The 20,499-nt window shown below is 37.6% G+C and carries 17 protein-coding genes and 1 tRNA gene; 10 read left to right on the top strand and 8 right to left on the bottom strand.

The window, feature by feature from the left end; genetic code table 11:
* Positions 1-10: 10 nt before the first annotated feature.
* From kbl to ACQ2HF_RS04725, 5 genes are all read left to right on the top strand, one after another.
* Positions 11-1,213 (top strand): glycine C-acetyltransferase, encoded by a 1,203-nt coding sequence (gene kbl, locus ACQ2HF_RS04745; RefSeq protein WP_432412377.1) that lies wholly within the window; start codon positions 11-13, stop codon positions 1,211-1,213.
* Between the two features lie 119 nt (positions 1,214-1,332).
* Positions 1,333-2,742: an OmpA family protein gene (locus ACQ2HF_RS04740; protein ID WP_432412376.1), complete on the top strand. Its 1,410-nt coding sequence runs from the start codon at positions 1,333-1,335 to the stop codon at positions 2,740-2,742.
* Positions 2,743-2,805: 63 nt separating this feature from the next.
* Complete coding sequence (locus tag ACQ2HF_RS04735) at positions 2,806-5,529, top strand: PD-(D/E)XK nuclease family protein (protein WP_432412375.1); 2,724 nt, start codon at positions 2,806-2,808, stop codon at positions 5,527-5,529.
* A gap of 6 nt (positions 5,530-5,535) precedes the next feature.
* Entirely contained in the window at positions 5,536-6,381 is an 846-nt protein-coding gene (locus ACQ2HF_RS04730) for an alpha/beta hydrolase family protein (RefSeq protein ID WP_432412374.1), read from the top strand.
* Between the two features lie 89 nt (positions 6,382-6,470).
* On the top strand, positions 6,471-6,620 hold the full coding sequence (locus ACQ2HF_RS04725) for a hypothetical protein (protein ID WP_432412373.1): 150 nt from the start codon (positions 6,471-6,473) through the stop codon (positions 6,618-6,620).
* A gap of 213 nt (positions 6,621-6,833) precedes the next feature.
* Here ACQ2HF_RS04725 and ACQ2HF_RS04720 read toward each other — a convergent pair.
* Together ACQ2HF_RS04720 and ACQ2HF_RS04715 are read right to left on the bottom strand one after the other, a co-directional pair.
* Positions 6,834-6,910: transfer RNA gene (locus ACQ2HF_RS04720), tRNA-Ala, on the bottom strand.
* A 28-nt stretch (positions 6,911-6,938) separates the two neighbouring features.
* Positions 6,939-7,733, bottom strand: a complete 795-nt coding sequence (locus tag ACQ2HF_RS04715) for a universal stress protein (protein ID WP_432412372.1) — start codon at positions 7,731-7,733, stop codon at positions 6,939-6,941.
* 42 nt (positions 7,734-7,775) lie between these two features.
* Here ACQ2HF_RS04715 and ACQ2HF_RS04710 point away from each other — a divergent pair, with 42 nt between their 5' ends.
* From ACQ2HF_RS04710 to ACQ2HF_RS04700, 3 genes are all read left to right on the top strand, one after another.
* Positions 7,776-8,276 (top strand): GNAT family N-acetyltransferase, encoded by a 501-nt coding sequence (locus ACQ2HF_RS04710; RefSeq protein WP_432412371.1) that lies wholly within the window; start codon positions 7,776-7,778, stop codon positions 8,274-8,276.
* A gap of 169 nt (positions 8,277-8,445) precedes the next feature.
* The gene (locus tag ACQ2HF_RS04705; protein ID WP_432412370.1) at positions 8,446-9,777 is read left to right on the top strand and encodes an MATE family efflux transporter; all 1,332 of its coding nucleotides are present in this window, start codon (positions 8,446-8,448) and stop codon (positions 9,775-9,777) included.
* 213 nt (positions 9,778-9,990) lie between these two features.
* Entirely contained in the window at positions 9,991-10,119 is a 129-nt protein-coding gene (locus ACQ2HF_RS04700; RefSeq protein WP_432412369.1) for a hypothetical protein, read from the top strand.
* Positions 10,120-10,218: 99 nt separating this feature from the next.
* On the opposite strand, the gene ACQ2HF_RS04695 is transcribed toward ACQ2HF_RS04700, so the two are convergent.
* The 5 genes from ACQ2HF_RS04695 to ACQ2HF_RS04675 all read right to left on the bottom strand — a co-directional run bounded on the left by ACQ2HF_RS04695 (position 10,219) and on the right by ACQ2HF_RS04675 (position 17,132).
* Positions 10,219-11,433: a hypothetical protein gene (locus tag ACQ2HF_RS04695; protein ID WP_432412368.1), complete on the bottom strand. Its 1,215-nt coding sequence runs from the start codon at positions 11,431-11,433 to the stop codon at positions 10,219-10,221.
* Between the two features lie 32 nt (positions 11,434-11,465).
* Positions 11,466-12,818, bottom strand: coding sequence for a hypothetical protein (locus tag ACQ2HF_RS04690; protein WP_432412367.1), 1,353 nt, complete (start codon positions 12,816-12,818; stop codon positions 11,466-11,468).
* Positions 12,819-13,015: 197 nt separating this feature from the next.
* Positions 13,016-13,339, bottom strand: a complete 324-nt coding sequence (locus tag ACQ2HF_RS04685; RefSeq protein ID WP_432412366.1) for a hypothetical protein — start codon at positions 13,337-13,339, stop codon at positions 13,016-13,018.
* A gap of 95 nt (positions 13,340-13,434) precedes the next feature.
* On the bottom strand, positions 13,435-14,181 hold the full coding sequence (locus ACQ2HF_RS04680; RefSeq protein ID WP_432412365.1) for a LytR/AlgR family response regulator transcription factor: 747 nt from the start codon (positions 14,179-14,181) through the stop codon (positions 13,435-13,437).
* 2 nt (positions 14,182-14,183) lie between these two features.
* On the bottom strand, positions 14,184-17,132 hold the full coding sequence (locus ACQ2HF_RS04675) for a histidine kinase (RefSeq protein WP_432412364.1): 2,949 nt from the start codon (positions 17,130-17,132) through the stop codon (positions 14,184-14,186).
* 181 nt (positions 17,133-17,313) lie between these two features.
* Between ACQ2HF_RS04675 and ACQ2HF_RS04670 the strand changes: the two genes are divergently transcribed.
* Together ACQ2HF_RS04670 and ACQ2HF_RS04665 are read left to right on the top strand one after the other, a co-directional pair.
* Entirely contained in the window at positions 17,314-17,763 is a 450-nt protein-coding gene (locus tag ACQ2HF_RS04670) for a 6-pyruvoyl trahydropterin synthase family protein (protein ID WP_432412363.1), read from the top strand.
* Between the two features lie 190 nt (positions 17,764-17,953).
* Entirely contained in the window at positions 17,954-18,724 is a 771-nt protein-coding gene (locus tag ACQ2HF_RS04665; RefSeq protein ID WP_432412362.1) for a UDP-2,3-diacylglucosamine diphosphatase, read from the top strand.
* Here ACQ2HF_RS04665 and recJ read toward each other — a convergent pair.
* Complete coding sequence (recJ, locus tag ACQ2HF_RS04660; RefSeq protein ID WP_432412361.1) at positions 18,714-20,405, bottom strand: single-stranded-DNA-specific exonuclease RecJ; 1,692 nt, start codon at positions 20,403-20,405, stop codon at positions 18,714-18,716. The genes ACQ2HF_RS04665 and recJ overlap by 11 nt on opposite strands.
* Positions 20,406-20,499 lie beyond the last annotated feature (94 nt).

Below are 20,499 nucleotides of genomic sequence, written 5' to 3'. Positions count from 1 at the left end.
ATAATTAGTTATGTACGGAAAAATTCAAGAACATTTACAACAAGAGCTTCAAAATATAAAGGACAACGGTCTTTACAAAAAAGAGCGAATTATTACGTCTCCTCAAGACGCTGTTATCAAAATTTCTACGGGTGAGGAAGTAATCAATTTTTGTGCAAATAATTACTTAGGATTGTCTTCCAACAAAGAAGTAATTCAGGCGGCAAAAGATGCCATGGACACGCACGGATTTGGTATGTCGTCGGTTCGTTTTATTTGCGGAACACAGGATATTCACAAAACTTTAGAAGCAAAAATTGCGGAATATTATCAAACTGAAGACACGATACTTTACGCGGCAGCTTTTGATGCAAATGGAGGTGTTTTTGAACCGTTATTAACTGCCGAAGATGCTATTATTTCAGACTCTTTAAATCACGCTTCCATTATTGATGGAGTTAGATTGTGTAAGGCTGCACGGTATCGATACGAGAATAGCAACATGGAGGATTTGGAAATACAATTAAAAGCCGCTAATGAAAATGGAGCCCGTTTTAAGATTATAGTAACCGACGGTGTTTTCTCCATGGACGGTATTGTCGCTCCCTTAGACAAGATCTGTGATTTGGCAGACAAATATGATGCTTTGGTAATGATAGATGAGTGCCATGCTGCTGGTTTTATTGGCGAAACAGGCCGAGGGACCTTAGAAGAAAAAGGGGTAATGGGCAGAATAGACATTATTACTGGAACTCTTGGGAAGGCCCTAGGAGGTGCCATGGGAGGATATACTACGGGGAAAAAAGAAATTATCGAGATACTACGCCAGAGATCCAGACCCTATTTGTTTTCCAATTCTCTTGCTCCCGCCATCGTAGGTGCGTCTATTAAGGTATTCGATATGTTGGCAACAGACACTTCATTGCGTGATACCTTAGAATACAATACAAACTATTTTAAAAAAGGAATGAAAGACGCAGGTTTTGATATTGTAGCGGGAGATTCTGCTATTGTGCCTGTAATGTTGTATGACGCGCAACTCTCTCAAAATATGGCAGATATGCTTTTAGAAGAAGGGATTTATGTGATTGGTTTTTTCTTTCCAGTTGTCCCTAAAGGTAAGGCTAGAATAAGGGTACAATTATCTGCAGCTCACGACCAATCTCACCTGGATAAAGCTATTGCAGCATTTAAAAAAGTAGGTTTATCATTAGGGGTAATTAAAGAAGCCTAAGTATTAGTAAAAAAAGCAAGCCTTTTGTATTTATGAAAATTTTATTAGATTTGCTTTTGTTTATAAGTTTTAACAACTTACTTTTGTTCCATTAACACTTAAAAATTAAACAATCGAATATGAAACATCTTAACAGTATTTTAGTTGCTGCTCTCCTTATCATTGGGGTTGGTGCAGCTAACGCACAAGACGAAAACAACCCTTGGTTAGTTGGTGCCGGTATCAACGCCGTAGACCTTTTTCCAACAGGAATTGACGACGAGGGACGCTTTATGGCTATGCTTGCAGACGGAACCGAACTTAAAGGGGAAATGTTTGACGAGTATTTTAACGCAAACGATCACTGGAATATCCTTCCTTCAGTTTCAAGAGTATCTGTAGGTAGATATATTGGTAGTGGTTTTTCATTTACTGGAGTTGGTACTATCAACAAAATTGAAAAAGTTGGTGACCTAAGAATTCCAGATGTAACTTATTACGGTGTAGATGGTGAGATTAAATATAGCTTAAGAGACTTGCTCAATGGTCCAGGTGGATGGTTTGATCCATCTATTGGTGTTGGTGGAGGTTATACTTGGGTAGATGATATCGGATTTGGTACTGCAAATGGTGTAGCTAATGTACGTTTCTGGTTAGGTGAAAACTTTGCTTTTGAAGTACAATCTACTTACAAGCATGCTTTTGAAGATACTTACGGTATCCAACATTTCCAGCACTCTGCAGGTTTTGTATTTAAATTTGGTGGAAAAGATACAGACGGTGATGGTATCTACGATGTAGATGATGAGTGTCCAGAAGTTCCTGGTCTTCCAGAATTTAATGGTTGCCCTGATACTGATGGTGATGGTATTGAAGACAGAAACGATGCGTGTCCTAACACTCCTGGTTTAGCTGAATTTAATGGTTGTCCTGATACTGATGGTGATGGTATTCCAGATCCACAAGATGCGTGTCCTACTGTTGCTGGTCTTGCTTCTATGAATGGTTGTCCAGATGCTGATGGTGATGGTATCACCGATGCTGAAGATGCATGTCCTAACGAAGCTGGTCCTAAAGCAAACAACGGTTGTCCTTACGAAGATCGTGATGGTGACGGTGTCTTAGACAAAGATGATGAATGTCCAGACGTTCCTGGTACTGTTGCAAACAATGGTTGTCCAGAAGTAACTGTAGAAATTATTACTAAATTGAATGAGTACTCTAAAACTATCTTATTCGATTATGATAAAGCTACAATTCGTGAAGAGTCTTACTCTGCATTGAAGAGCATTTCAGACATTATGAAAGAATACCCAACTGCAGACTTCCATATTGAAGGTCACACAGATAGTAGAGGTAGTGATGCATATAACGAAAAATTATCTCGTGAACGTGCAGCTTCAGTTGAAGCTTATCTAGAAGGAAAAGAAGGTATCCCTTCTGCTAGATTGACTTCTGAAGGTTACGGGGAAGCTCGTCCTATCGCTACTAATAATACAGCAGCTGGTAGACAACAAAACAGACGAGTTGAGATTTCTTTAAAGAAATAAAAACAGTCTAAATAAATAGCTTGAAACGCCTCCAATATTGGAGGCGTTTCTTATTTTTAGGGTATGCTAACTTTTATAGAAGAAACCTTACAACACATTCAGGAAAAACAGGAAAACCTGTCAGACTGTATCTTTATCCTTCCCAGTAAAAGAGCTGGAGGTTTTCTAAAAAACCTTCTTAGACAACAAGCAACAACAACAACATTCTTACCCAAAATAATAAGTATTGAAGACCTCATACAAGAACTCTCTGGATTAGAAATAATAGACGCAACAGAACTTCTTTTTAAAAGCTACGAAGTATATAAAAATACAGCCTCGTATCAGGAAAAAGAATCTTTTGATGGATATTCGAGTTGGGCAATCACATTGCTTAACGATTTTAATGAAGTAGATAGATACTTACTGGATCCGCATCAGTTTTTTAACTATTTAGGCAGCATTAAATCTCTAGAAAGATGGAATGTAACTTCAGAAAAGTCAAGTTTTATAAAAAGCTATCTTGAGTTCTGGAAAGAACTCCCAGAATTTTACAACAAACTTAAAGAGGAGCTCATACAACAAAACATTGCTTACCAAGGCCTTGTGTATAGAGAGGCCGTTCGCAATACTGAGCAGTATCTTCAAGCCCAGCCAACACAACAACACATTTTTATAGGTTTTAATGCACTTAATGCTGCCGAGCAACAAATTGCCCAAGCTTTTTTGGAAACGGGCCATAGCGACATCTATTGGGATACAGAGAAGATATTTCTAGACAACCATAAGCACAGTGCTTCGCTTTTCTTCAGAAACTACTTGAAAGAATGGAACTATTTTAAGAACAATAGCCTTAACTTTATTTCAAACAATTATACGCAACCTAAAACTATCACGAGCGTAGCGTGTTCCAAAAACAGTGCACAGATAAAGTATACGGGACAACTTTTACAAAGTTACACCCCAGAGAAACTTAACCATACTGCGATTGTACTTGCAGATGAGTCTCTACTACTGCCATTGCTCCATTCTTTGCCACAGAATGTTACTCAGGTAAACGTGACCATGGGAGCTGCATTAAAAAACTTCCCTGTGGCTATCTTTTTTGAAACCTGGATTGCTGTACATAAAAAAAATTCGCAAATTTTTTATTTTCGGGATATTTTGAAAATCATAGGAAGTCCCATTGCCACTCAACTGGCTAACAGTCATCATATTATTAATAGTATTACACAACAAAATAGAAGTCACTATACACTACCCCAAATCCTAGAAATTTCTAAAGAAAAAGATAAAAATATCCTCTCCCTGCTTTTCGGAACTTTAGAAAACTCTCCAACAAAAGCGCTAGAGGTTTTTAATCAAATTATTCAGATACTAAGAAAAAACCCGAATGCGTATGTTATAGAAAAGGTAGCGCTGCATAAATTACACACTATTATTGAAGAGCTTAAGGCGCTTGGAAAAAAGTACAAGCACTTAGCAAACTTGGCCACGCTAGAGGACTTATTTACAGAGCTTATCGCAATCACAACGATAGATTTTAAGGGGGAAGCATTTTCGGGGTTACAAATTATGGGGGTGTTAGAAACCCGCGTTTTAGATTTTGAAAATATTATCCTTCTTTCTGTAAACGAAGGTGTTTTGCCCTCAGGAAAATCGAATGCATCGTTTATAACCTACGACTTAAAAAAACAGTTTAAACTACCTTCCTATATTGAAAAAGATGCTATTTACTCCTATCATTTTTATCATATGTTGCACAGAGCAAAAGACGTTACGCTGCTCTACACTAATTTTACAGAAGGGTTAAATAGTGGTGAAAAAAGTAGGTTTATCCTTCAGTTAGAAATTGAAGGTCATGAGCAGCATACTTTTTTGGAGCAAAGTGTTTCTCCTAAAGTTTCCATTCAGCAAACTTCCCTTAAAACCATAGATAAAACTGAAAAAATACAGGACAGATTAACCGAAATTGCCAAAAAAGGATTTTCTCCTTCGGCACTTACCAGTTACATTCGTAATCCCATAGATTTTTATTATCAGAAAATACTGAAGGTGAACGAGTTTAATGAAGTTGAAGAAACCGTGGCTTTTAATACCTTAGGAACCATAGTACACGATACGCTTCAGCATTTATATGAACCTTATGTGAACTCGGTGCTAACAAAAGAGATTCTTAGAACCATAAAAACAAAAGTAGTTCTTGAAGTTGCCAAACAGTTTTCGGAAAATTTTAAAGGAGGCGATATTTCAAAAGGGAAAAATCTCATTATTTTCGAAGTTGCCAAACGCTATGTTGAAAATCTAATCGCTCAGGATACAACCGAAGTTGAAAATGGAAACACTATAAAAATACTACATATTGAAAGTAATTTAGTCTTTAAATTAGATATCCCCGAACTGGATTTCCCCGTATCAATTCATGGAAAAGTAGACCGGGTAGACAGTTACAACGGACAAATGCGTATTATAGATTATAAAACCGGGAATGTTCAACAAGGCGATTTGGAAGTAGTAGACTGGACAGCATTAGCTACAGATTATAAATTTAGCAAGGCTTTTCAGGTATTGACATATGCTTTAATGCTCTACGGAAATATTCCTTTTGAAAAGGCTGAAGCCGGCATTATTTCGTTTAAAAACATGGGAAGTGGTTTCTTAAAATTTAGCACAAAAGATGCTGATAGAAGCCGAAATAAAGACCAAAATATAACAAAGGAAACGCTAGCGCTGTTTTCCGAAGAACTTAAAAAGCTCATTTTAGAAATTTGTAATCCCAAAATTCCATTCACAGAGAAAGAAATTTAAATCTTTATGAACCAACTCCTAAATAAAGTACTGGCACGTCCTGGCAAAAAAGATATTCTTTACGATGTGTTTTTTTTACCCTCCAACAAACCAAAACCTGTAGTGATTTTTTGTCACGGATATAAAGGATTTAAAGATTGGGGTGCGTGGGATTTAATAGCAAAAGCATTTGCCGAAGCTGGATTTTTCTTTCTAAAATTTAATTTTTCCCATAACGGTGGTACTGTTGAAAACCCTATAGACTTTCCAGATTTAGAAGCATTTGCACAAAATAACTTCAGCAAAGAATTAGAAGATTTAGAAGACGTCATTAACTACTTAACCACTACAAAGCATTTTCATGAAGAGGCGGCTGTTACCAACATTTCACTCATTGGTCATAGCCGTGGCGGAGGTATTGTTCTTATAAAAGCGGAAGAAAACAACTTAGTTAAAAAAGTAGTGACCTGGGCTGGTGTTAGTGATTACAAAACAAGGTTTCAAGAGGGTTCAGAAAGTTTTCAAAGATGGAAAGAAACCGGTAGAACTTTCGTAGAAAATGGTCGTACCAAACAACAAATGCCTCACGATTGGCAGTTCTATGAAGATTTTATACAAAACGAAGAGCGCCTTACCATAAAAAGAGCCGTTGCCTGTCTTGATAAACCTTATTTGCTACTGCACGGAAGTAAGGATCCTACCGTTGCCGTAGATGAAGCAAAAAAACTTCAAAGCTGGAATCCGAAGTCACAACTTGAAATCATAGAAGGAGCAGACCATGTTTTTGGAGCCACTCATCCTTGGGAACAAGGAAATTTACCGCAACATCTGCAAAAAGTAGTGGCAATTACAAGTACATTTCTCAAAAATTAAGGGTTTTCACGTATAAAAAAGGGGCTTTTCCCCCTTGACATTTTGCCTATGATTTCTGAATTTTGAAATAACCAATAAAATTTCAAAATATGGAAGCGATAGCTCAACAGGTAAGTCTAAGGTCTAAGTGGAAAAAAGTTCTAAAAGGAAAGCCTACAACCAACGATTTAAATAATTATTTAAGAGATGTGCAGCGCCATCACAGATTGCACTCCGAAATAAAACGACAATTGGCATGAGACTAGATTCAAATTATGTTCCCTTCGTATTCGGACCCGTTCTTAAAAAAGAAAAAGGACAAACCTATTAAGGTTCATTCTTTTCTGTGGATACTATCGGAGTTCCTTCGATAAAAGCTCAGGATAAATATTTCGACTATACTCCACGCGCTGCTTCTTTTCCAAAACACTGGATCAAAAAAAAACAGGACCCCTTTTTGGGAATCCTGCTTTTGGTGGAGAATATCGGAGTCGAACCGATGACCTTCTGACTGCCAGCCAGACGCTCTAGCCAGCTGAGCTAATCCCCCATTTAGGCTACGAATATAGTAAATTATTTTATTCCTGTACTCTTAAAACCAACAAAGGCTTACTGGTATGAAATTCCTTTTTAAGAACTACATTTTTCTCCCATAATTTTTTGAAAAAGCCGCGTTTACGGCGCACGACACAAAGCATATCTGGATTGTGACTTCTAAAATGCTCTAAAACAGCCTGAAAGGTGGTAGCATTTTCCGTGGTTGTATAGGACGATTGCATCTTGGTAAGCACTTCACTAACCTTTTTCATTTCTTCAGTACTTTCTGGGGTTTCAACGTGCAACACATTAATTTCTGTTCCAAAATTCTTGGTGAATTTACGAAGGGGCTCTAACATTTTTTTATGGTCAAATTGTCCATTCTTAAACGCCATTAAAATAGTTTTTGGTTGCTCAAAAATAGCTCCTTCTGGCACTACTAATATTGGAATATTGGTCTGCTTCATTATTTTTCCTGAAGTATTTCCCAAATAAACTTCTTCGCGTATAGAATTGCTTCGCGGCGACAACACCATTAAATCTACCGGCACGTGTTTGTTAAAACGGTTTATAGTCTCCACCACACTTCCTTTAATAGGGTGTGCAATTACGGTAACGTCTCGTTTATTAACCATACTTAAAACTTCGTCTAACCGATTCTCGCTATCTTCTTTTAAGATAGTATTTACCTTGCTCAATCCTCCCACCTTACTAAATTCCTGAAACACTGAGATTACGTACACATATGCATCTACCTCTTGTGCCAAATCGATGGCATACTGTAAATTACTTACTGCATTATCACTTGCGCCTATAGGAACCAATATATTTTTCATAAAAAGGGTATCTTTATTTAACTGCAAAATTAATCGTTCTATATGATTCGGAAAGCGAAACCTTCGGAAATTGACAAAATTATAACAATAACAAGGGCTTGTGCCACAAAAATGGCTGCTGAAGGTATTTTTCAGTGGGATGATGCCTATCCAAATAAAGCAGCCTTTGAGAAAGATGGACAGCGTAACGAATTATTTGTACTGTTTACTGAAGAATCCATCATAGGATGTATTACCATTTCTTCAGAAAAAGATGAAGAGTACAACACTATAGATTGGCTCACTAAAGATGGTTTAAACTACTACATTCACCGTTTGGCGGTGCATCCAGACTTTCAGCATCAAGGAAATGCAAAAAAACTGATGGATTTTGCCGAAACATGGGCCAGGCAACAACATGCGCTTTCAGTTCGCCTGGATACCTTCAGCAAAAACAATCGGAATAGGCGTTTTTATGAAGCGCGAGGCTACCAAAAGTTAGGAGATGTGTATTTTCCAAGACAGACGGAGTTTCCTTTTCATTGTTATGAGCTGGTCCTTTGATACATCCTGTTAAAAAAATCAAAGGACTTTTTTAACGGGACACTCAGGAACCTTTGACGCTTTTTTTTATTGAACTTTTGGAGATAAAAGCACAAATCTTAGAGGATGTGGTTTTCAAGAATAATCAATAGAAAATAATAATTGCAAAGCGTTAGCTTTGCAATTGAAAATGACTACCACCAATATTTCTTTTAAGCGCATCCAGCAACTCGCCATACCTGCTATTATTGCCGGTATTGCAGAACCTGTACTTTCTAGCACCGATGCAGCCGTGGTGGGAAACATTGCTGAATTTGGCACCGAAAGTCTCGCTGCCGTTGGAATTGTAGGCACCTTTCTCTCCGCGCTGATTTGGATTTTAGGACAGACCCGTAGTGCGATATCTGCCATTATATCACAGAATTTGGGTGCGGGCACTATGGGTGATTTAAAAAGTTTTCCAGCGCAGGCGATATTTTTTAACATAACACTTAGTGTTTTGGTTTTGGGAGGCACCTATTTTTTTGTTGAAGAAATTTTCACTCTACTCAATGCCGAAGGTCTTATTCTGGAATATAGTATAGATTATTACAATATTCGGGTTTGGGGATTTCCCTTAACGTTGTTCACCTTTGCGATCTTTGGAATTTTCCGTGGACTCCAAACCACCTTTTGGCCTATGATTATTGCTGCGATTGGCGCAGGCTTGAATATAGGTCTGGATTTCGCTCTCGTGTATGGGATTGAAGGATATATTAACCCCATGGGCGTTGTGGGAGCCGCCTGGGCAAGTTTGGCTGCGCAAATTGTCATGGCTTTACTTTCGCTTATTTTAGTATTGAAAAAGACAAACGTTTCTTTACGAATCACCTTTCCGCTACATCCAGAAATTAGAAGATTGGTTTCCATGAGTCTTAACCTGTTTTTACGTTCGCTTGCTCTAAATGCTGCCTTGATACTTTCAACCCGGGAAGCTGCTGCGTTGGGAAAAGAATATATTGCAGCGCATACAATTGCATTTAACATATGGATATTTACCGCGTTTTTTCTGGATGGTTATGGAGCCGCAGGAAATATTTTAGGCGGTAGATTGCTTGGCGAACGAAATTTTAATAGTCTTTGGAAGCTCACCAAGAAAGTAAGCCTTTATAATATTGGAGTAGCGACTCTTTTGGCATTAATAGGGCTTTTACTATACCAACCTTTGGGGTTATTATTTAATAAAAATCCGGAAGTTCTTTCCCTTTTCTACGGAATGTTTTTTATGGTGCTTATCTGCCTCCCCTTTAATGCCATTGCTTTTACACTGGATTCTATTTTTAAAGGTTTGGGCGAAATGGGGTTTTTACGGAATGTGCTGCTGAGTGCTACAATTTTCGGTTTTGTTCCCGTATTGTATTTTTCCAAATACCAGGGTTGGGGGCTTATTGGTATTTGGTTAGCTTTGGTTGTCTGGGTGGCTTGGCGCGGCATGGCGCTTGTTATAAAATATTATAAAAAATATTTACCCCTGGCTTCATAATCACAGGTGCTTTTTTTATTTCTGAACAAATTTTTCAGGATATTTGCGGTATATACTTAATACATTTACAATGGAAATAATAGAATTTATAGGCGGTCCAGGTCTTTTTTTGATTTTGGGGATTATGGTAATTGTTGTTGTTGTAATTAGTAAACTTAGAAATAAACGCTAGTAAGGCATTAACTATATTTCGTCTAAGTGTAAAATTAAAATATGGATATTCTTGAATTTATAAATGGAAAAGGAGCCTTGCTTGTATTGGCTGGCATTGTTGTTTTGGCTCTTCTCTTTCAGCAATACAAAAAGTGGAAATACTTTAAAAGGCCAAAGAATAAGAAGTAGTTATTACCTCTATTAAAAATGCCAGACGATCTTGTAGCAAGAGCCTGGCATTTTATAAAGTTACTTAGTTAAAGATCTGCGTTGTGTTACATCAACATCTTATTCGTCTAAAACATCTTCAACTTTTGTTACCCATCCATCCACCGGATCGAACAATAATTTTTCTGTATTAGTACCATACTCCAATGGAATGGTGCCAGTTGCCACAGCGGCGATGTTTTCTCCATCTTTATGTGCCCAGACAGTGATTTTAAGGTCATACGTTTTTCCTTTCTGAAATGTATCCTGTCCTTGACGTAACAATTCTAAAAAAGCATAATCTGCCACATTATTGGAGTTGTTGATAGTCACTTTTGGGTAAAACCACATAAAATATTGTTGGTCGTCGTCCATTTGAGGGATGTTGCTAGCGTATACAGAGCTAGACTTACGTAGTGCCTCTCTATCTGTCGTAACTCCTGCCATTTCATAAGTAATATTAAACCACGCACCAGGATGACTTACCTCCAAAGGTTGTTCAAAATAAGGTTTGAAAGCTACTGTTTCTCCCAATTCACGTTTTGTTATAAAGTTTGAAGACTTTTCGGTAGGCTTGTCTGGGTCGCCATTTCTTAAGTAATTGGTTCCTTTGGCAAATGCGATTTTTCCTTTGTAGTTTTTATAAACGTCAAAACGCTCTAATTTCTTTTTGGTCTTGGCCATTTTTTCTGAATTTAATGCCCCAATAATCATATCTACTTTTGCTTGTGCGGTTTCTAAATCCCACGTTTCCAAAGCTGCTTTATCTTTTGCGCCTACGTCCATTACCTTTCGGTTTGCGTCTAGTGCAATAGGCTCGTCGTAAGAGTTAAGTGAGCGATCTCCTCCTACAATAGCAACTACGCCCGGCGCTACTTCAATAACTTCCATATAGCTACTTGCAGAGGCACTTCTCCAATTGAAAAACAATTTGGTTTGGTTTTTACGAAAATAATTTTCGTACAACGTCAATTTTAGGTCTGGTGTTTTTTTATTAGAATCGTAGTAATGCAACTCGTTTACTACTTTCCCTTCGGCTTCTTTCACAAATCGTAGTCCGCTGCCCTTACCGTCGGAAATACTAAAGTACTCGCCCGTCATTCCCATTTCATCGGTCTCATCATTAAAACTAGAAAAGTCTCCTCCTCCTCCTTTACCTTTTTTGCCTCCTTTATCACCTTTTTTTTTGGCTAAAAGTTCTTTTGCTTTTTTGCCAAATTGTGCTTCGGCCTGGTGTACTGTTCCTACTATTAGGAAGAGGCTCAATACTGCCGTAATCATTGTTGCTGTTTTCATAATTTCTGAAATATTAAGTATTAGTTATTTGGTTAAAATGTTAGTGTTACTGCTTTCGTTTGTGTTTTTACAGAGCCGTCACTTCCTGTGCTGCCTCTGCTTCCTGTGGTTCCATTTAGGTTATAGCGTTTACCCCCATCACCACCTTTACCTCCTTTATTATTTACGGTGATATTAACACTGGAAACCGAAGGGTCTTTTATAATAGTCACAGTCCCTCCATTTCCTCCGGCACCTCCATTATCTCCATTGGGGAATGCACTACTGGAACCTCCATCCCCCCATTGACCGCCACCGCCATTTACGTTTACGAGTAGTTCCGTGTCTGGAGTAAGTGAGTAACGGGCAATTACCTTACCTTCAGACTCGTCATACACTTCAATTTTATGCAGCGGACTTCCATTTTTTTTGTGGGATACTTTTTTTATCTTAATACGTATGTTGTGCCCGTTACCACCTCTCTGGCTTGCGCCAAAAACAGCAGTTTTGGTAGCGGTGTGACGTTCGGCACCGTGAAACCCGTTACGTGAAACCTGTATGGAAACATTGTTGGTAGTAGGCAGTGCTTTAGATGCTGTTAAAGAAGGGTGATATTTTGAAATTACTTTTATAACAATTTCGTCGCTGGATATTTTGGAAGCGTCTTCTTCAACACGTACCATTTCCTGTGTACTACTGCAGCCCACATTTTTAATTTCGAAATCGCTCCACGGAAGTTTTCCTCCCAAATTTGGCGTTTTTAAGGTACTCCCATCCTTTAACGTAGCGATCACCCCAAAGTTAATTGCCTCACTAAAATGAGCTACTTTTGTTGGTGTCTCTACTAGTTTTACGTCTATTTTAGAAACAGCCTTCCCTTCTAGCGAATTAGCTTTTCGATCTGCTTCAGCCACAGCTACTTTCTCTTTTTTTACATCGGCCCTAGCATTGGTTTGGTTGGCAAAAATTTGCTGTGCATAGGTGGCTACTTCTTGGTTAGCATCTTCCCAGCTTTTAGAAAATGAACTGCCTTGAGAAACAAATACATATTTAATTTTTGCTTCTTGTTTGCCATTCCACTCATAATAAGCGGCATATTTTTTTAGAAATGAAAGTCGGAAGACATTAAAACCAAAATACGCAGGATATCCTGGTACATCTACCACAAAATTTTCGTCTAAGATTCCAGAGCGTTTTACTAAAACTTGAGATACGTCTTCACCGCTCTTGGTAATTTCTATAGGCCAGGTTTTTTTTACTTTTTCAAACTTCTTTTTGGAGGTTACTTTATAAACTGTATAGTTTCCAGATTCGAAATTTTTAAGAATTTCATTTTGGTTCTCTTGGGAAAACAGTGACCCTTGAATAAAGAATAATAAAAGAAAAGATGTTAAAATGGTTTTCATACGTGTACTATTAATAGTCAATTAATTACAGTACAAATATGGGCTGGATCCATATCCTTTTTTTCTAACAACTGCTGAAACACGGTTTTGAATTGCTAAAATGTGACAGTAATTTTAGCAATTATGTATTTTTTTAGACAAAAAAAGCCGCCCATTTGGGCAGCTCACTCAGAAATACAATTTGGTTAGTTAGCACCTTATAGGTATTCCGATAGTTTTACAGTTTTACCACAATGGTCACTGGATATTTTGAAGATAACATCTCCTTTTTTACCGCTCTTTGCCCATCTCACTTCCTTTCCGGTGTTACACGTAATACTTGTGCTACCGCCTTTGTTTAAACTCACAAAACCGCTACCAGTATAGATACTTACTTTGTCTCCCGTGTCATTTACCAATTTAAAACTGGCTATAGGTGTCACAATTTCTGATTTGGTAATTTCATGGTTTGCGTTGGCTGTTGTAGGAATGTGTAACGCCGCTACAAAGAAAAATGCGATGGCAATTGATAGTGCTTTCATGTATGTTGTTTTTAGAATTCAGAGACTAATTTACTGCAAATTGTTATGCTAAAATACCTCAACTTCTGAAACCTCTTTTTTGACTTCTAAGTAGTTTATAATGCCTGCATAAGCGCCAGGAATTCTTCTTTACGTTCCTTGGAGATAGAGACACTACGGTCATTATCCATTAAAATATATCCTCCATCACTTTTTACATACTGTTTTATAAAAATAAGGTTCACCATATAAGAACGGTGCGGCTTATAAAAGGTTGGGGTTTGTTCTAATAATGCTACAAAATGCTTTAAGGGTTTGCTTATTAAGATATCTTCTTTGGTGGTACTTATGTTTGTGTACATTCCATCTGCTTCGAGCATAATAATATCTTCAAAAGCAACAAAGCGAATGCCGTCTGCTACGGGTAGTGCAATTTTCTTAATCTGCGATTGTGACAGTACATTTTTAAGTTCTTCTAACTTTAGGTTAATTTGTGATTTCCCAATAGAAATAAGGGCTTTGTCTACTGCTTCCACTACTTTTTGAGGGCGTAGCGGTTTTAAAATATAGTCTACTGCAGAAAGTTCGAAAGCTTGTATGGCATAATCGCTATACGCTGTGGTAAATATAATTTCAAAATTAAGTTCTTCCCTGCTTAAAAAGTCCAAAATCTCAAGACCCGAATGTTCTGGCATTTCAATATCCAAAAATACTAGCTGTGGTTTGTCTTGTTTAATTAATTGAATTCCGTCAAGTAAATTTTCGGCCTGTAAAATGCGGGTAACTTTAGGGCAGTTTTCATGAAGAATTACATTAAGTAATCTTCTTGCTTTAGGTTCATCGTCAATAATTATTGCTTTCATAGTTAATCTTTTTTATAAGGAATAGTAATAATTACTTTGGTTCCTACCGGAGCGTCATTTTCGTCACACAAGTCTTCGGTCACTACACCTATTTTATAGTGCGTGTTTTTATTAATTAGCGCCAACCTATCATCGGTTGCTTTGGTGGCAAAAGAGGTGTGGTTTGACTTTCTTTTTTTCTGAAGTTCTTTTACCCGTTCTCTCCCTACTCCATTATCTTCAACTTCGCAAATGACTACTTCCTTTGTATTTCCGAAATAAAACCGAATCCATAACTTTCTATCTGTTTTCTTATGCAACAACCCATGTTTTATAGCATTTTCAACGTAGGGTTGTATGAGCATGGTAGGAATCAATAAACTTTCAGGCGATACATTTTTGTCTATTGAGATAAAATATTCTAATTTTTCTTCAAAACGCATTTTTTCTAAATCCAGATACATTTCTAGACAATCTATCTCTTCTTGAAGGGTAATTTCTCCAGTGTTGCTATACTTCAAATACGTGCGCACAAGGTCTGCAAATTTACCCAAGTAATCACTTGCCAAGTCTCTTTGATTAAGCACTATATACTCTTGTATAGAGTTTAATGCATTAAAAATAAAATGGGGATTCATTTGCGAACGCAGGTTTTCTAGTTTTAAAGAGGTTAACTGATTCGTTAACTGCAATTGCGCTACTTCGCGTACTCGTTGTTTCTCCTTTCGTTTTTGAAAATCTCTAAAAAATAACGCCAGCAAAAGAAGTAAACAGACAATTAATAATAGTGCAAACCACCAGCGTTCCCAATAAGGCAAATCAACAGTAAAAGAAATGGTTTTAGGTTTTGAAACCTGGTTATTAAAAATATTTCGGGCTCGTACTGTAAATGTATACGCTCCGTCTTCCAGATTTCCAAAAGTTATAGCATTTACCCCTCCTTGTAATGTCTCCCAAGTGTCAGGTAATTGATTCAACTTATATTCGTACACAACATTTTTATCGGTTTGAAATCCGTTAGAATGAAACGCAATTTCAATTCTGTTTTTATCGTGTGATAATTTATAAGAAGGCAATAATAACGTGTCTTTATCTGCTATTGTAACAGACGTAAAGTAAACTTCGGGAGATTTTCGTTCTAGAAAAACGTTCTTCTTATCTACCGAAAACAGCCCTTCATTACTGGCAAAATACACCTCATCGCCCAAACTTGTAATTTCCTGAATCTTATAGGACGGAATCCCGTCTTGTTGTGTTAATACATTAACTTCTTCTGTGATGGTGTTAATGCGCACCACTCCTTCTTGAGTCGCCACCCACAAATGCTCATTTTCGGCATATAAAAAGGACGTTTTGTTGGTTGGAAGTCCTTTTTGGACGTCAAAAACAGCGACCACACTATCATTTTTTATTCCTAATACTCCATATTTAAATGTGGTAACCCAAAGTGTATTATTCTCTGTTTGGTCCATATCTAAGACAAACAATGGCTTCTCTTTATACGTAATGATATGTTCCTCAAAAATAGAGTCATATCGTCTTAAATGATCTGTATTTCCAGCATAATAACTTTTTGTTGTTGCATCGTAGTGGCAAGAATATGTTCTGTTGGAGTTGAGCAATCTCCCCTCCATAAAAGGTGCTTTGTTGGTGAGTGTTACAATTTCTGTGCGATTGTAACTGGCCAGTAAAAAGCTTGTGTCGCTTACTTTAGAAATATCTTTTAGATTTCCATACCCCTTAAAAGGTTGCTTATACTTTTGTTCAGAGGAAAATCCCCTGCTATCACTACTAGAAAAAATATAATCCTTATTTTCAAGATATAGCACATTCGAAATCTTAGCGTTGCTTTTATTAATAAGTTTATAATCTTGATATATGGGATCATAACTCCCTAATGAACCATTAAAACATCCTAACAACAGTCTCCCATTTTTATATTTTTTAATGGCCTTGAGGTGCGTTAGTTCTTTCAATAGCTTGTATTTTTTTACATGAATATTTGGGATCACAAAAACCCCAGCATTAAGGGTGCTTACCCAATAATTATTATCCTTGTCTATGAGGATGTCCGAGACAAAATAGTCTTCTAAAAATTCATTCACCGGCACTAGCTTATTGTTTTCCAAACGATATTTTAGCATGCCTTTATTAGTGCCAAACCACAAAAATCCTTCAAGTGAAATTATATTTGCCCAAATTAACTGATTCAATTCTTGAGGTAATTCAATAGCGGTAAGCTGTTGCTGTTCAATATCTATAACAAACAGTTCATTTTTATGCACTGTTCTATACATCAATGTCTGACTATTGTGAGGAAGAAACGTGTTGAAATTACCTGCTGCATTAAGGTCTTGATGTTCAAATAACACCGTAGATCCTTCCTCGGGATCCACCTCTACCAAACAAGATTCCATGGTATTATAAAATTTTCCTTGGTACTCAAAATGAAGACTTGTTAGATTCTCTCCACCAGTACCCTTTTCAAATACTTTTTTTTGATTGTCGAAAACAACAATATGATAGTACAGAGACATTAAAATGATTTTGTCTTCCCTAAAAAATATTTGAACCTTTTCGCCGTAGCGAACTAAATTAAGGTCGTAGAAAAGATGCATGGTTTCATCTTGAACGTAAAACACCTGCCCTGTAATATTTTTACACCAAATTCTGCCTTTATCGTCTTCGATAATTGAAAAAACCGACAAGCCTCTTTTTTCTGGATGCGTATAGTTCGTAAAGTTCTTTCCATCGTATTTAAACAAGCCCTTATCCGCAGCTAGCCATATAAAACCTTCGTTATCTTCATGAATATCGTAAATCTCCACATCTGGGAGGCCGTCCTTCTCGGTAAGATGTATAGAACTTGGGTCCTGTGCTAATAGGACAACTGTTAAGAACGAAAAAAAGAAAATTAAGTACGTGCGCATTACATTCATAAAACATACCAAAGCTACAAGATTGTTTCTCAATTTCTTTTTTTAATTGCTGAAATAGTCTTTTGGATTGCTTAAGCCCATTTTTATTATTAAAAAAGTATTAGAACTTTACTTAGGCAAGTCACAGTGCCAATACCACTTTAGGTTGCTTACCAATCCATGGCATTTTTTTAAACTATCTTTGCATATTGAAATTGATATTCTCCCATAGACAATGAAAAAAATACGCATCACCAAACAATTTTCCTTTGAAACCGGCCACGCACTCTATGGCTACGACGGTAAATGCCGAAACGTACACGGCCACAGTTACAAACTCTCCGTAACTGTAATTGGCACGCCCATAGAAGACACCAACAACGTGAAATATGGAATGGTAATAGATTTTAGTGATCTTAAAAAAATTGTAAAAGAAGACATTGTAGATGTGTTTGACCACGCCACCGTTTTCAATAAAAATACGCCCCACGTAGAACTAGCAAAAGAATTGAGTGATCGTGGACACAATGTATTACTAGTAGATTACCAACCTACAAGTGAAATGATGGTGATAGATTTTGCTGAAAAAATAAAGCAACGCCTCCCCGAAAACATTCAGCTACATTCATTACGCCTTCAGGAAACCGCCACGAGTTATGCGGAATGGTTTGCGAGTGATAATTAGTTTGCAGTAGCAGTGGCAGTTTGCAGTACGGAATAGTTAGTTTTAAAACACCGCATCGTATTCTTTAGAATATGCTCCAAATAAAAAATGATTACAGCGTGTTGCTTGCCAAGCAAGGCGCACTGTCACTGAAAACTGAATTACTGAAAACTGCCCTGCAAACTGTTTACTGAATTACTATCTTTGCCCTATGCAAATCCCTCCAGGAAAAAAAATATACTTCTCTAGCGACAACCATTTAGGCGCCCCTACAGCTGCCGAAAGTTTGCCACGCGAAAAGAAATTTGTACGTTGGTTGGACGAAATAAAACACGATGCCGAGGCCATTTTCTTGCTTGGGGATCTTTTCGATTTTTGGTTTGAGTATAAAACGGTAGTCCCAAAAGGATTTGTGCGAGTACTAGGAAAACTAGCCGAGTTGAGCGATAGCGGGATCCCAATTCACTTTTTTGTGGGCAACCACGATCTTTGGATGGGAGACTACTTTGAAAAAGAACTCAACATCTCTACGTATCGGGAGCCCAAGGAATTTACTTTTAACGACAAAATATTCTTTATTGGTCATGGCGACGGGAAAGGCCCTGGCGATATGGGCTATAAAAGAATGAAAAAGGTATTTGAAAACCGAGTGTTTAATTGGCTCTTCCATTGGTTTCATCCTGCACTTGGGATGAAAATAGCACAATACCTTTCCGTAAAAAACAAGCTTATTTCTGGGGAAGAAGACAAAAAATTTTTGGGCGAAGAAAACGAATGGCTCGCTCTTTATGCCAAGCGTAAACTAGAAACAAAGCACTACGATTACTTTGTGTTTGGGCACAGACATCTTAATATGAAAATTCAAGTAGGAGAAAATTCGGCGTATTACAATCTTGGCGACTGGATTTCCCAATATACCTACGGTGTTTTTGATGGAGAACATTTTGAACTAAAAACTTTTGAAGACAGCCCTAAGGCTTAATATCTTTAAGTCGGAGTTGTAAGTTCACATTTCCCTGCCATTCGTTTTCATCAATTACGTACGCAGCTTTAAAAGGTTTTCCCTTACAGGCAATGTCATGTTTATCTCCCATTCCAAAGCCAATTCCAGTAAATTGAGTACTATGGCCTTGTTTTACAACCACTCGCAAATGGCTTTTATCTTCCCCAACACATTTTCCATAGCCAACATCCTTGAGGTGCTGCGTCATAAAAACTGGTGCCATATTCCCCGGGCCAAAGGGAGCAAATTGTTTTAAAATCCGGTAGAATTTTTGGGTGATCTCTGCAAAGTCTATTTCGGCATCTATGGTTAGTTGAGGCTTCAAAAGTTTTGGGTCTATCGTTGCAGAAACTACTTTTTCAAATTCGGCTTTAAAATTTTCGTAATCTTCTTCAGAAAGTGTCAATCCAGCAGCATATTTATGCCCTCCAAATTGTTCAATATATGCAGCACATGCTTCCAAAGCGTTGTATACATCAAATCCTTTTACAGATCGCGCACTTGCTGCCAATTTCTCGCCACTTTTTGTAAAAACCAGCGTAGGACGGTAATAGGTTTCAGTTAATCTTGAAGCTACAATTCCTATAACACCTTTATGCCAGCTTTCATCATACACTACCGTAGTGAGGCGATCCTCTTCTTTATTATCTGAAATTTGAGTTAAAGCTTCTTCCGTGATACGCTTATCTGCATCGCGCCTATCGGTATTAAACTGTTCAATTTCTGCAGCCCAGACGGCTGCTTTGTTCATATCCGTTTCAGTAAGTAACGTCACGGCGTGGTTTCCGTGTTTCATCCTTCCCGCTGCATTAATTCGCGGGGCGATGATAAAAACGACGTCGGTAATGGTAAGTTCAGTTCTCTTAACTTGTTTGAGAATTGCCTTAAATCCAGTACGCGGATTGCTATTAATTACTTTTAAGCCGAAGTGTGCCAGGATTCGGTTTTCGCCCGTAATGGGAACAATATCTGCACCAATGGCAGTGGCAACCAAATCTAAATATAACAATAGGTCTTCAATGGTTTGGTTTCGGTTTTTGGCGAGTGCCTGAATGAGTTTAAACCCTACCCCACAACCACACAATTCTTTAAACGGATACGGGCAATCGGCTCTTTTTGGATCCAATACAGCAACTGCTTTAGGAAGTTCAGCGCCAGGTCTATGATGATCACAAATAATAAAATCGATGTTTTTTTCTGAAGCGTACACTACTTTATCAAGGGCCTTTACGCCACAATCCAGCGCAATAATCAAGCTAAAACCATTATCTTCAGCAAAATCAATTCCTTTGTAAGACACTCCGTAGCCTTCATCATAACGGTCTGGAATGTAGGTAGCGATATTGGGGTAATAACTTTTCAAATACGAAGATAGAAGTGCAACACTCGTAGTGCCATCCACATCATAATCGCCATATATCAATATGTTTTCTTCTTGAGCAATAGCTATTTCAATCCTGGTTACAGCCTTTTCCATATCTTTCATGAGGTACGGGTCGTGTAGCTCTTCCAAAGAAGGTCTAAAGAATTTTTTTGCTTCTTCAAACGTTTCAACACCACGCTGTAGAAGTAGCGAGGCAATACTTCTAGGAACGCCTAATGCATTCGCAAGCGTTTCAATTTTTTTATCGGAAGGTTTCGGTTTTAGGGTCCAGCGCATGGTGTTAAGAATTTCACATCTTACGTATCTAGTTCCAAAAGAAAATAGAACAGAGGGTAAAGAAAGTTACACTGGGAAGGTATGTAAAGGTACT

The sequence above is a fragment of the Rasiella sp. SM2506 genome, from assembly GCF_050859505.1.
GTDB lineage: Bacteria > Bacteroidota > Bacteroidia > Flavobacteriales > Flavobacteriaceae > Marinirhabdus.
Note: the sequence above shows the minus strand (reverse complement) of the source record. Positions and strands in the feature narration are given on the sequence as shown.